7 protein-coding genes, 1 other RNA gene and 1 pseudogene are annotated in these 13,773 nt (G+C 63.7%); 3 read left to right on the forward strand and 6 right to left on the reverse strand.

Translation table 11 applies throughout. The features are described 5' to 3' along the window. Positions 1-37: 37 nt before the first annotated feature. Positions 38-211, forward strand: a pseudogene (locus J5M58_RS10915) (amino acid ABC transporter substrate-binding protein); the annotation flags it as partial. 42 nt (positions 212-253) lie between these two features. Here the strand turns inward: J5M58_RS10915 and J5M58_RS10920 are convergent. The 6 genes from J5M58_RS10920 to J5M58_RS10945 form a co-directional block, all read right to left on the reverse strand. Continuing rightward, positions 254-1,153 carry an EamA family transporter gene (locus J5M58_RS10920; protein WP_112253030.1) on the reverse strand — a complete coding sequence of 300 codons (900 nt, stop codon included), beginning with the start codon at positions 1,151-1,153 and terminating at the stop codon, positions 254-256. A gap of 208 nt (positions 1,154-1,361) precedes the next feature. After that, positions 1,362-1,458, reverse strand: an RNA gene (ffs, locus tag J5M58_RS10925) — signal recognition particle sRNA small type. 315 nt (positions 1,459-1,773) lie between these two features. Then, a complete protein-coding gene (ligA, locus tag J5M58_RS10930; RefSeq protein WP_112253031.1) occupies positions 1,774-4,104 on the reverse strand; it encodes an NAD-dependent DNA ligase LigA in 2,331 nt (776 codons plus the stop codon). Between the two features lie 237 nt (positions 4,105-4,341). Beyond that, positions 4,342-5,232 (reverse strand): cell division protein ZipA, encoded by an 891-nt coding sequence (gene zipA, locus J5M58_RS10935; RefSeq protein ID WP_112253032.1) that lies wholly within the window; start codon positions 5,230-5,232, stop codon positions 4,342-4,344. 205 nt (positions 5,233-5,437) lie between these two features. Next, a complete protein-coding gene (smc, locus tag J5M58_RS10940; protein ID WP_207878126.1) occupies positions 5,438-8,926 on the reverse strand; it encodes a chromosome segregation protein SMC in 3,489 nt (1,162 codons plus the stop codon). A 3-nt stretch (positions 8,927-8,929) separates the two neighbouring features. After that, positions 8,930-9,589 carry a GntR family transcriptional regulator gene (locus tag J5M58_RS10945; RefSeq protein WP_015271155.1) on the reverse strand — a complete coding sequence of 220 codons (660 nt, stop codon included), beginning with the start codon at positions 9,587-9,589 and terminating at the stop codon, positions 8,930-8,932. A gap of 268 nt (positions 9,590-9,857) precedes the next feature. On the opposite strand from J5M58_RS10945, the gene xdhA reads away from it, so the two are divergent. Continuing rightward, complete coding sequence (gene xdhA, locus J5M58_RS10950; protein WP_112253035.1) at positions 9,858-11,312, forward strand: xanthine dehydrogenase small subunit; 1,455 nt, start codon at positions 9,858-9,860, stop codon at positions 11,310-11,312. After that, positions 11,305-13,704: a xanthine dehydrogenase molybdopterin binding subunit gene (xdhB, locus tag J5M58_RS10955; protein ID WP_112253036.1), complete on the forward strand. Its 2,400-nt coding sequence runs from the start codon at positions 11,305-11,307 to the stop codon at positions 13,702-13,704. Before xdhA ends, xdhB begins: the two co-directional genes overlap by 8 nt. The last annotated feature ends 69 nt before the right edge of the window (positions 13,705-13,773 follow it).

Below are 13,773 nucleotides of genomic sequence, written 5' to 3' on the forward strand. Positions count from 1 at the left end.
GCTTTGAAACTGATGTGCCATCCAGGGAGGATTGCCTTTGCGAAGACTGCTGGCCCTGTTGCTGCTGTGGAGCACCTACAGCCAGGCTGAACAGCCCGTGTTGCGTTTTTCTGTCGCCGAAAGCTGGAGCATGCCACTGGTGCGCATCGAAGGCGACCAGCCAGTAGAAGGCATGCTGTACGACCTGATGCAGGCCTTGGCCAAGGAAGTGGACATCCTCCCCGAATACCAAGCCAGCGCCGGTAACCTCCATTTAGTCCAACCGCGCAAAACGCCCGCCGAGCGTCCGTAACCAGTGGCCGCAAAAGAATATCATGATGCCGGTCAAGATCATGCAGATGGCCAGCCATTGCCCGGCACTCATCTGCTCGTCGAAGAAAAGCCAGGAAGTTGCGAGGCCCGATACTGGTATCAGCAACGACAAGGGCGCGACGTGGGTGGCCGGATACTTCTTCATTAGGTTGTTCCACACGCGATAACCCAGAATGGTCGTGATCAGGCTCTGGAAAAGCACGGAAAACAGTGTTGGCCATGCCAGGCCACCGGCCAGGGCTTCGAACGCCAACCATCCTTGCGAGGCAAACGTGAGGACCACAAGGACCGGCAGCGCGTACAAGCTCGACCAGACGATGAAGGCCGTCATTTGACCAGGGCGCTTGAGCTTGATCAAAAGATTGCACAAAGCCCAGGCGAGCGCGGCAAGCAGCACCAACAGCAGACCGACCACCGTTGACGACTGGCTGCTCGCCAACAGCATCAGGCCTAACCCACATGCCGCGAAGACCATCCCCCAGGAATGGGCGGCGGTGATACGCTCACGCAGAAAGATAGCGCTCAGCAGGATGGTGAAGAACGCACTGAACTGCAAGAACACCGAGGACATACCCGGACTCAAGCCTTGGTGCATGGCAAGGTTGACCACCCACCAGATACCTACGGCAAACAGCACGCCATATACCGCCATGGCGGCCACTGAAACGCCGGCCGGGCGGCGGATAAAAAAAACCAGCGGCACCGCACAGAAGGTGAAGCGTAACAGCGTCAACAAATAGGGATCGAGCCCTCGCAAGCCAAGCTCGATGACACTGTAGTTGCCACCCCACAGAACCGTCACCAGAAGACCTACGGTCAAGTCACGCCTGCTCATTTTCATGCCTGCTCTCCCAGATTAGCAGGCACCACTCTATTTTTGTCACAGCAGAGTAGATGTAGGCGCACTCGACTCGGCCTGTGAGAAAACCTACTCGGCGTGAATACAAGCGCTCATGCCGCCTCACATCCTTCAACGCACGCAACGTTTCATTGTGATGTGACTGGGATAGACAAGACGCGGGGTTTTCATACCCCGGAAATGGAGGCGGCCCCACCAGCCACACCCCGGCACTCGATGTTCCCGCTATGGCTGCTCCCTTCCGGGCCTGACCAGGTTAACGGGTAATCAATGCGGGGGGACCGATGGGGCCACCACTACAAGGCTCGCTGAACAACGAGTGGCGCCATTGTACCGGTCTTGGGGGCAGATACAACCTCTGGAGGAGAAAAAGTCATCATTTCTCAATGACTTGTCCGGGTTGGGGTGGCCACGGGCTGCCAATTCGCGGGTGAACCCGCTCCTACAGGGCTAACGCTGACAGCAAGACCAGCGCAGGACCTGTGGGAGCGGGCGTGCCCGCGAAGCAGGCGCCGCGGTGGATGGCACGGGCCTCGCCCGTGTTCGCGGGCACGCCCGCTCCCACAGGGACCGTGCAAGCAGCAAGATCTGCCATTGGCCTTCTAGACAGCGATGCCCTGCTCGCCCAGGAAGGTGACGAAGGCATCTTCGTCCAGCACTTTGACCCCCAGCTCGCTGGCCTTGGCCAGCTTGGACCCCGCCCCCGGCCCCGCCACCACGCAGTGGGTCTTGCCGGAAACCGAACCCGCCACCTTGGCCCCGAGGCTTTCCAGCTTTTCCTTGGCGATGTCGCGGCTCATGCGCTCCAGGGTACCGGTCAGTACCCAGGTCTGGCCGGCCAGCGGCAGCCCTTCGGCCACTTTCTTCTCGCTGCTCCAGTGCATGCCGAACGCCAGCAACTGTGCCTCGATGTCCCGGGCCAGTTTCTGGTTGGCTTCATCCTTGAAGAACTCGCGCACGGCGTCGGCCTGCTTGGCCGCCAGGGCCTGGCGCAGGTCGATACCGTCGGCGGCAATGATCTTCTCCAGGCTGTCGAGCTTGGCCACGAGCTTCTCGGCACCGGTCGGGCCAACCGAGGCAATGTCGAGCTTGGCGATCATGCCGGCCAGCGTGGTACTGGCGGCGAATTCGGCAGCCAGCTCGCCTTCGTCCTGCAGTTGCATGCCGCTATCGAGCAATTGCTTGATGACCTTGCGGTTGTGCTCGTCCTCGAAGAAATTGTGGATCTCGTACGCCACCTCCAGGCCGATGTCCGGCAGGTAGGTAAGCACCTGCGGCAGCGCCTGCTGCACGCGCGCCAGGCTGCCCAGCGAGCGGGCCAGCACCTTCGCGGTCTCCTCGCCTACGTCGGGGATGCCCAGGGCGTAGATGAAGCGCGCCAGGCTCGGGCGCTTGCTGGCTTCGATGGCATCCAGCAGCTTCTTGCTGGACACCTCGGCAAAGCCTTCCAGGCCGACGATCTGGTCGAACTCCAGCTTGTACAGGTCGGCCGGCGAGCCAATCAGGCCTTCGTCCACCAACTGCTCGACGCTTTTCTCGCCCAAGCCGTCGATGTCCATGGCGCGGCGCGACACGTAGTGGATGATCGCCTGCTTGAGCTGGGCGCCACAGGCCAGGCGACCGACGCAGCGGTACACCGCGCCCTCGCTGGTGGTTTCCTTGCCCTTGCTACGCTTGACCAGTTGGGTACGCTCGACCTGCGAGCCGCATACCGGGCATTCACTCGGCACCTGCACCGGGCGCGCATCTTCCGGGCGCCGCTCCAGCACCACCTGCATCACCTGCGGAATCACGTCACCGGCGCGGCGGATGATCACCGTGTCGCCAATGCGCAGGCCCAGGCGAGCGATCTCGTCCATGTTGTGCAGGGTGGCGTTGGACACGGTCACACCGGCTACCTTGACCGGCTTCAGTCGTGCCACAGGCGTTACCGCACCAGTGCGGCCGACCTGAAACTCGACATCCAGCACTTCGGTCAGCTCTTCCATGGCCGGGAACTTATGGGCAATCGCCCAGCGCGGCTCACGTGCGCGGAAGCCCAGTTCGCGCTGGGCGGCCAGGCTGTTGACCTTGAACACCACGCCGTCGATTTCGTACGGCAGGCTGTTGCGTCGCTCGCCGATGTCGCGGTAGTAGGCCAGGCATTCTTCGATGCCGGCGGCATGCTTGAGTTCGCGACTGATCGGCAGGCCCCAGGCCTTGAGCTGCTCGAGGATGCCGATGTGGCTGTCGCCGATGCTCGCGGACACCTGGCCGACGCCATAGCAGCAGAACTCCAACGGGCGGCTGGCGGTGATTTTCGAATCCAGCTGACGCAGGCTGCCGGCTGCGGCGTTGCGCGGGTTGGCGAAGGTCTTGCCGCCGGCTTCGGCCTGGGCGGCGTTGAGCCGGTCGAAACCGGCCTTGCTCATGTACACCTCGCCGCGCACCTCCAGCACCGCCGGCCACCCCTGGCCTTGCAGTTTGAGCGGGATGTTGCGCACGGTGCGCACATTGGCACTGATGTCTTCGCCGGTGGTGCCGTCGCCACGGGTGGCGCCCTGCACCAGCTGGCCGTCGCGGTACAACAAGCTCACCGCAAGGCCGTCGAGCTTGGGCTCGCAGCTGTAGTCGACCGCACCGGGCTGATCGAGCCCGTCTACCACCCGGCGGCCGAATTCACGCAGGTCGGCCTCTTCGAAAGCGTTGCCCAGGCTGAGCATGGGCACTTCGTGGCGCACCTGGCTGAACGCGGACAGGGCTTCGCCACCAACGCGCTGGGTGGGCGAGTCAGGGGTCACCAGGTGCGGGTGTTCGGCTTCAAGCGCCTTGAGCTCGTTGAACAGGCGGTCGTATTCGGCATCGGGCACGCTTGGCTCATCGAGCACGTAGTAGCGGTAGTTGTGCTGGTCGAGCTCGGCACGCAGTTCGTGGATACGGGTTTCGGCGGTCATGGGATTTGTCTTCTCTTGCAAAGCAAAAGAGCAGCCTGGGGTTGGTGCCTGGTGTTCAGGGTTTTATTGCCTGTGCCGGCCTCTTCGCGGGTAAACCCGCTCCCACAGGGACTCCACTGCCCTTGCGGTTTGTGGTGTCCTTGTGGGAGCGGGTTTACCCGCGAAGAGGCCGACACAGGCAACAGCATTACCCGAACCGACCAGCACGCCCTCAGGCTGCTCTTTCGTCTGGATCTGTCAGCGCTTCTGGGTCAGCGCACGGCGCTCGAACTCGACGATGCGCTGGCGGTAGTGCTCGATGGTCTGGGCAGTCAGCACGCTGCGCTGGTCGTCCTTGAGCTCACCGTTCAGTTCATGCGCCAGCTTGCGCGCCGCAGCCACCATCACGTCGAAGGCCTGCTTCGGATGACGCGGGCCCGGCAGGCCGAGGAAGAAGCTTACCGCGCGGGTGCTGAAGTGGTCGATGTCATCCAGGTCGAACACACCGGGCTTGACGGCGTTGGCCATGGAGAACAGCACCTCGCCGTGACCGGCCATGCTCTCGTGACGGTGGAAGATGTCCATTTCACCGAAGCGCAGGCCACTTTCCAGGATGTTCTGCAGCAGCGCCGGGCCCTTGAAGCCACTCTCGTCGCGGGAGATGACGCTGATCACCAGCACTTCCTCGGCCGGCGGCAGCTCCTTGACGCTGCTGCTGGCAGGCGCCGCACCGTTGCTGCGGGTATTTTCCGCGGCAAAGTCGTCATCGCTGTCGGCAAACAGGTCGGGCTCGCGCGGCTCGGCGCTCAGGTTCAGGTCGCCCTGCTGTGCATCCGCAGCCGCGGTGGCGCGCTTGCCGCGCTTGGCAGCCTTGGCCGGTTTGGGCTCACGCTCGCGATCACGCGCAGAAGCGCTGAGCGACGGCAGGTCGCTTTCATCCAGCTCAGGCTCCTTGTGGGTATCCAGCACCCGCGACGGGCCAAGCACTTCGGCATTGCCCTCTTCGTCCGGCAGGTTGGAATAACTGCGATCCAGACGGAATTTCAACTTGCCTTTCCCGCCGCGCATGCGGCGCCAGCCGTCGAAAAGAATCCCGGCAATGACAATGATGCCGATGACGATCAGCCACTCGCGCAGACCGATTTCCATGTAATCCCGTGCCTCTATAAAAATATGCTTGAAAACAAAGGGTTCAAAGCCCTTTAACACGTGGCGCCAACTCTATGTTCTGACAGGCGTTTTACCCACGCAAAAAACGAGTGACATTAAGCTAGCACGACCAAAGACAACTTTACACCGTCTGTCGCACATGGCGGGGGCATTTCGCTACAGAATATGCCCTTATCGTCGAGCATCAGGCGTCGACCATGGCCATGGCCTCCTCCACATCGACGGCAACCAGACGCGAACAGCCCGGCTCATGCATGGTCACCCCCATCAATTGGTCCGCCATTTCCATGGCAATCTTGTTATGGGTGATGTAGATGAACTGCACGCTTTCACTCATTTCCTTGACCAGACGGGCGTAACGCCCGACGTTGGCATCGTCCAGCGGCGCGTCGACCTCATCGAGCATGCAGAACGGTGCGGGGTTCAACTTGAAGATGGCAAACACCAGCGCCAATGCGGTCAGTGCCTTCTCGCCGCCGGACAGCAGATGGATGGTGCTGTTCTTCTTGCCCGGTGGCCGCGCCATGATCGTTACCCCTGTATCGAGTAGATCTTCGCCCGTCAGTTCCAGATAAGCGCTGCCACCACCGAAAACTTTTGGGAAAAGTGCCTGTAATCCGGCATTTATCTGATCAAAGGTATCCTTGAAGCGGTTGCGGGTTTCCTTGTCGATCTTGCGAATGACATTTTCCAGAGTCTCCAGCGCTTCGACCAGGTCGGCATCCTGGGCGTCCAGGTAGCGCTTGCGCTCGGACTGCTGCTCGTACTCTTCGATGGCTGCCAGGTTGATCGCCCCCAGGCGCTGGATACGCGCCTCGAGCTGTTCCAGTTCCTGTTCGGTGCCTTGCTCGCTGGCCTCGGCCTCAAGGGTGGCGAGCACGCCTTGCAGGTCGTAGCCATCGGCCAGCAACTGCTCCTGCAAGGTCTTGCGCCGCACATCCAGGCCCTGGCATTCCAGGCGCAGCTGCTCCAGCTGGCCACGCAGCAGCTGGGCCTGTTGCTCGGCCTGGGTACGGCGCTTTTCGGCGTCGCGCAGTTCGCGGTCGGCTTCGTCCATATGCAGGCGGGCCTGGCGCATTTCCTCGTCGACGCTCATGCGCCGCTCCAGCAACTCTTCCAGCTTCAGGCGCAGCTCTTCCTGCGGGGCCTCGCCCTCCTCCAGGTTCAGGCTCAGTTGCTCCTGGCGCTCAGTCAGGCGCGCGGCCTGCTGTTCCAGGCGCTCCAGGGCCTGCCGGGTGGAGTCGTGCTGGGCACGCAACGAGCCCAGGCGAACAGCCAGCTGGTGGGCGTGATCCTTGTGCTGACGGGCCTCCTGACGCACCCGGTCGAGGCTTTCGCGCAGGGTGTCGCGGCGGGCCATCAACTGCTCGCGCTGCTCGGTATCCTGGGCCATCAGCTCCAGTGCCTCCTGCAGCAACAGGCGGGCTTCGCCCAGTTGCTCGTGCTCCAGGGCACGCTGCTCTTCCAGTTCGGCCAGCTCTTCCTGCAGGCGCCGGCGGCGCAGCTCGACCTGCTCGGCACGTGCGCGACCAGCCGACAGGTTGGCCTTCAGTTCGCCATGCAGGCGGTTTTCTTCCTGGGTTCGGCGACGCAGCTGCTCACGCTGTTCTTCCAGGTCCAACTGCTGCTCGCGCAGGGCCTGCAGTTGCTGCTCCAAATGCTCCAGCGCCGCTTCCTGCTCCAGTTGCTGCTGGCCCAGGCGCTCGATCTCCTGGCCGCGTGCCAGCACGCCGCCTTCGGCTTCGCTGCCACGACGCACCCGCAGGAAGTGCCGGCCAACCCAGTAGCCATCGCGACTGACCAGGCTCTGGCCTTCGCCGAGCGAGGCGCGCTGCGCCAGTGCCTGGGCCAGGCCTTCCACGGGCTTGACCTGGCCCAGCCAGGGCGCCAGGTCGACCTGGCCTTCGACCTTTTCCAGCAGGCTGCCGGGCAGCGACGAGCCGGTACCGCTGGCCAGCAGCAAGCGCAACTCGCCCTGCTCCAGGCCGGTAAAATCGAGGTTACCGAGGTCGTCCACCAGCACGGCCTGCAGGTCGGCGCCGAGCACGGTTTCTACCGCAAGCTCCCAGCCCGGCTCTACCCGCAACCCTTCAGCCAGCCGCGGCTGTTGCTCCAGGCCTTGGTCCTGCAGCCAGTACGCAGCACCTGCACCCGGCTCCAGGGCGGCCTGCTGCAAGGCTTCGAGCGATGCCAGGCGACCGCCAAGGCGTTGCAGGTCGCCCTGCGCCTGTTGTTGGGCCTGGGTGGCCTGTTGCAGTTGCTCACGTGCGCCTTCCAGGCGCTCGACCACCTGCTCTTCCGACAACTGCAACTCTTCCAGCAACATTTCGCTACTGGCCAGCTGCTCGGCCAGTTCGAGCATGGCCGCATCCTGCGGTTCGCTGCCCAGCAGCTCACGCTCTTCGCCCAGCTTGCGCTGGCGCTCGGCCTGGCGCTCCAGGCTGGTTTCCAGCTGTAGCAGGCGCGCCTGCTGCACTTCGGCCTGGCGCCGGGGCTCGGCGGAACGGCTGTTGAAGCTGTCCCACTGCTCTTGCCAGCCGTGCATGCCCAGCTCGGCTTCTTCAAGGGCAGCGGCGGCCTCTTCGGCAGCGGCCAGGGTCATTTCCTGCTCGGGTTCGAGCATGGCCAGCTCTTCACCCAAGGTAGCCAGCAGGGTACGGTCGTGGCCCAGGTGCGACTCGGTCTCCAGGCGCGTGCGCTCGGCTTCCTTGAAGTCATCCTGCAACTGGCGCAGCCGTTGCTGGCCGTGCTGGATGCTCTGCTCGACCCGCGCGATGTCACCGGCCACCGAGTAGAAGCGGCCCTGCACCTGATTGAAGCGCTCGGACAATTCGTGATGGCCATCGCGCAGGCGCTCGATGCTGGCATCGGCATTGCGCTGCTCGGCCACCAGCGCCTCATGGGCCACATCCTGGTCACCGATCACCGCCTCGCGCTGGCGCATCCGTTCGTCCAGGTCACGCCAGCGCAACGCCGACAGGCGTGCCTTCAGCTGGCGTTCCTGAGCCTTGTATTCGCGGTACTTCTCGGCCGCCTGGGCCTGGCGGTGCAGGCGTTCCAGCTGGCGCTCCAGTTCTTCGCGCAGGTCGGTCAGGCGCGCCAGGTTTTCCTGGGTGCGGCGGATGCGGCTCTCGGTTTCGCGGCGGCGCTCCTTGTACTTGGAGATGCCGGCGGCTTCCTCGATGAAGTTGCGCAGCTCCTCAGGCTTGGCCTCGATCAGCTTGGAGATCATCCCCTGCTCGATGATCGAATAGCTGCGCGGCCCCAGGCCGGTGCCTAGGAATATGTCGGTGATATCGCGCCGACGGCACTTGGTGCCGTTGAGGTAGTAGCTGTTCTGCCCGTCGCGGGTGACCTTGCGGCGGATCGAGATCTCGGCGTAGGCGGCATATTCGCCGACCAGGGTGGTTTCGCTGTTGTCGAAAACCAGCTCGATGCTGGCCTGGCTGACCGGCTTGCGGCCACTGGAGCCATTGAAGATGACATCGGTCATCGACTCGCCGCGCAGGTTCTTCGCCGAACTCTCGCCCATCACCCAGCGCACGGCATCGATGATGTTGGACTTGCCACAGCCGTTGGGGCCGACCACGGCCGCCATGTTGCTGGGGAAGTTGACCGTGGTCGGGTCGACGAACGACTTGAACCCGGCGAGGCGAATGCACTTCAGGCGCATCGGTCAGCCTCGGGCCAACGCCGCCAGCACCAGTTCGCAGCTGCGCTGGCCATAGGCGGTGAGCACCTCGCGAATGCGCGGCAGGTCACGGGCGATCACGGCGTCGAGCAGGCGGGCGAACAGGTCCAGGTAATCGATCATGTTGGCCTGGCGCTGGTCCAGCGACAGGTAGTAGGCACGGCTCATCGCCGGCTGCAGGTTTTCCACGGTTTCCTGCAGGAACGGGTTGTCGGCGAACGGATAGGCCGCCCGCATGACCGCGAAGCTGTCGGCGACGAAGGCCTTGATGTCCAGCTGGTCATGGGCCCGCTGCAGGCGCTGCTGGATCTCCAGGAACGGGCGCAGGTCAGCATCGGTGCGCCATTTTTGCGCAACCGCGTTACCCAGCAGGATGTAGAACTCGCCCATCAGTGCGCACAGGCTGCGCACACTTCGCTCGTCGAGTTCGGTCACATGAGCACCCCGGCGCGGCAGGATCGCCACCAGGTGCCGGCGTTCGAGGATCAGCAGCGCCTCGCGCACCGAGCCGCGGCTGACATTCAGCGCCTGGGTGACCTTCTGCTCCTGGATACGCTCGCCTGGCGCCAGCTCGCCGCGAATGATGCGTTCGGCCAGGTAATCGGCAATCTGCTCGGAGAGGCTGTCCGGGGCCTTGAACGTCATGGTTTTCCTTCAAAATCATTGAACTGGGCACAAGCAGCGAATTGTAGCGTACTTGACCGTTGATCGCGCAGAGGGGCCAGGCGGTTTATTTGACCCGACAGGCAACCCCGAGCGCGGCGCGATCTATGCTTGGCATATGGGCAATGTGAGCCGTTGGGCAGTGACACGAACAATTTCCTGACCTTTGAGTCAGAAAATTATTGACCAGCAGGACAGCTCTTGCTTAGAGTCCGCCCAACAACAATAAAACCATTGCGAGGCCATCCCCGTGATCCAGTTTCTCGTCAACCAGGAGCTGCGTAGTGAGCATGCCCTGGACCCGAACATGACGGTGCTGCAGTACCTGCGTGAGCACCTGGGCAAACCTGGCACCAAGGAGGGCTGCGCCAGTGGTGACTGCGGCGCCTGCACCGTGGTGGTCGGCGAACTGACCCAGGACGACCAGGGCAACGACAGCCTGCGCTACCGCAGCCTCAACTCGTGCCTGACCTTCGTATCGTCGCTGCACGGCAAGCAACTGATCAGCGTCGAGGGTCTCAAGCACCAGGGCCAACTGCACAGCGTGCAACAGGCCATGGCCGATTGCCATGGCTCGCAGTGCGGCTTCTGCACACCCGGCTTCGTCATGTCGCTGTTCGCCCTGCAGAAGAACAGCAGCGGCCCCGATCTGCACCAGGCCCAGGAAGCCCTGGCCGGCAACCTGTGCCGCTGCACCGGCTACCGGCCGATCCTCGACGCCGCCGAGCAGAGCTGCCGCCAGCCCTGCCGCGACCAGTTCGATGCCCAGCAGGCACAGACCATCAGCCGCCTCAAGGCCATTGCGCCAACCCAGACCGGCGAGCTGAACAGCGGCGACAAGCGCTGCCTGGTGCCGCTGACCGTGGCCGATCTGGCCGACCTGTACAGCTCGCACCCCGAAGCGCGGTTGCTGGCCGGCGGTACCGACCTGGCCCTGGAAGTCACCCAGTTCCACAAGACCTTGCCGGTGATGATCTACGTCGGCCATGTGGCCGAGCTCAAGCGTATCGAGAAGACCGCCAGCCACCTGGAAATCGGCGCCGCCACCCCGCTCACCGACTGCTACGGCGCGCTGAACGAGGAATACCCGGACTTCGGCGCCCTGCTGCACCGCTTCGCCTCGCTGCAGATCCGCAACCAGGGCACCCTGGGCGGCAATATCGGCAACGCTTCGCCAATCGGCGACTCGCCACCCCTGCTGATTGCCCTGGACGCGCAGATCGTCCTGCGCCAGGGCGAGCGTCAGCGGGTGATGCCGCTGGAAGACTATTTCATCGACTACCGCATCACTGCCCGCCAGGACAGCGAGTTCATCGAGAAGATCATCGTGCCGCGCGCCACCAGCGACTGGGCGTTCCGCGCCTATAAAGTGTCCAAACGCCTGGACGATGACATTTCTGCGGTGTGCGGTGCCTTCAACCTGAGCATCGAAAACGGCGTGGTCAGCGGTGTGCGCATCGCCTTCGGCGGCATGGCGGCGATCCCCAAACGGGCCCGTGCCTGTGAAGCAGCGCTGCGCGGCAAGCCTTGGAACCAGGCCGCCATCGAGCGCGCCTGCCAGGCCCTGGCCGAAGACTTCACCCCGCTCAGCGACTTCCGCGCCAGCAAGGAGTACCGCCTGCTGACCGCGCAGAACCTGCTGCGCAAGTACTTCATCGAACAGCAAACGCCGTACATCGAAACCCGGGTGACCGCTTATGTCTAACCATCACGTAGCCAAGAGCCAGGCCGAGATGGCCGAACTGTTCAGCCAGGACCTGACCACCGGGGTCGGCCGCAGCGTCAAGCACGACAGCGCCGACAAGCATGTGTCCGGCGACGCGGTGTACATCGACGACCGCCTGGAATTCCCCAACCAGTTGCACGTCTATGCGCGCACCGCCGACCGCGCCCACGCGCGCATCCTGCGCATCGACACCACGCCGTGCTATGCCTTCGAGGGCGTGCGCATCGCCATCACCCACGAAGACATCCCTGGCCTCAAGGACATCGGCCCGGTGGTGGCCGGCGACCCGCTGCTGGCCATCGACAAGGTCGAGTTCTTCGGCCAGCCGGTGCTCGCCGTGGCCGCCCGTGACCTCGACACCGCACGCCGTGCGGCCATGGCCGCCATCGTCGAGTATGAAGACCTGGAGCCGGTGCTGGATGTGGTCGAGGCATTGCGCAAGAAACACTTCGTGCTCGACAGCCACACCCACCAGCGTGGCGATTCCGCTGCTGCCCTGGCCAGTGCCCCGCACCGCATCCAGGGCACGCTGCACATCGGTGGCCAGGAACACTTCTACCTGGAAACGCAGATTTCCTCGGTGATGCCGACCGAAGATGGCGGCATGATTGTCTACTGCTCCACGCAAAACCCCACCGAAGTGCAGAAACTGGTCGCCGAAGTACTCGATGTGCCAATGAACAAGGTGGTGCTGGACATGCGCCGCATGGGCGGCGGCTTTGGCGGCAAGGAAACCCAGGCCGCCAGCCCGGCGTGCCTGTGTGCCGTGGTGGCGCGCCTGACCGGCCAGCCGGCCAAGATGCGCCTGCCACGGGTCGAGGACATGACCATGACCGGCAAGCGCCACCCGTTCTACGTCGAATACGATGTGGGCTTCGACGACGACGGGCGCCTGCACGGCATCAACTTCGACCTGGCGGGCAACTGCGGCTATTCGCCGGACTTGTCCGGCTCGATCGTCGACCGCGCCATGTTCCACTCCGACAACGCCTACTACCTGGGCGATGCCACGGTGCACGGCCACCGCTGCAAGACCAACACCGCCTCCAACACCGCCTACCGTGGTTTCGGCGGCCCGCAGGGGATGGTCGCCATCGAGCAGGTGATGGACCACATCGCCCGCCACCTGGGCCGTGACCCGCTGGCGGTGCGCAAGGCCAACTACTACGGCAAGACCGAGCGCAACGTCACCCACTACTACCAGACCGTCGAGCACAACATGCTCGAAGAGATGACCGCCGAACTGGAAGCCAGCAGTGACTACGCCGAGCGCCGCGAGTCGATCCGCCGCTTCAACGCCAATAGCCCGATCCTGAAGAAGGGCCTGGCGCTGACCCCGGTCAAGTTCGGTATCTCGTTCACCGCTACCTTCCTCAACCAGGCCGGTGCGCTGATCCATATCTACACCGACGGCAGCATCCACCTGAACCATGGCGGCACCGAGATGGGCCAGGGCCTGAATACCAAGGTGGCGCAGGTGGTGGCGCAAATCTTCCAGGTCGATTTCAGCCGCATCCAGATCACCGCCACCAATACCGACAAGGTGCCCAACACCTCGCCGACCGCGGCCTCCAGTGGTGCCGACCTGAACGGCAAGGCGGCGCAGAACGCTGCCGAAATCCTCAAGAAGCGCCTGACCGAGTTTGCCGCGCGGCACTACCAGGTGACCGAGGAAGACGTCGAGTTCCGCAACGGCCATGTGCGCGTGCGCGACCAGATCGTCAGCTTCGAGCAGCTGGTGCAGCAGGCCTATTTCGCCCAGGTGTCGCTGTCCAGCACCGGCTTCTACCGCACGCCGAAGATCTACTACGACCGCAGCCAGGCACGTGGCCGGCCGTTCTACTACTTCGCCTTCGGCGCAGCCTGCGTGGAGGTGGTGGTCGACACCCTGACCGGCGAATACAAGATGCTGCGTGCCGACATCCTGCACGATGTGGGTGATTCGCTGAACCCGGCCATCGACATCGGCCAGGTGGAAGGCGGCTTCATTCAGGGCATGGGCTGGCTGACCACCGAAGAGCTGGTGTGGAACGCAAAGGGCAAGCTGATGACCAACGGCCCGGCCAGCTACAAGATCCCGGCAGTGGCCGACATGCCGCTGGATTTGCGGGTGAAGCTGGTGGAGAACCGCAAGAACCCGGAAGACACCGTGTTCCATTCCAAAGCCGTGGGCGAGCCGCCGTTCATGCTCGGCATCGCTGCCTGGTGCGCGATCAAGGACGCCGTGGCCAGCATCGCCGACTACCGCGTGCAGCCACAGGTGGATGCGCCGGCGACGCCGGAGCGAGTGTTGTGGGGTTGCGAGCAGATGCGCAAGGCGGTGGCTGCAGCGCAACCTGCCGAACAGGAACTGGAAACCGTGCCTCACTGACAATGCAGGGCCCTGTGGGAGCGGGTTTACCTGCGAATGCGATAGTGGTTTCACCGCCGCATTCGCGGG

This window comes from Pseudomonas sp. 32_A (assembly GCF_017490905.1).
GTDB classification, from domain to species: Bacteria; Pseudomonadota; Gammaproteobacteria; order Pseudomonadales; family Pseudomonadaceae; genus Aquipseudomonas; species Aquipseudomonas inefficax.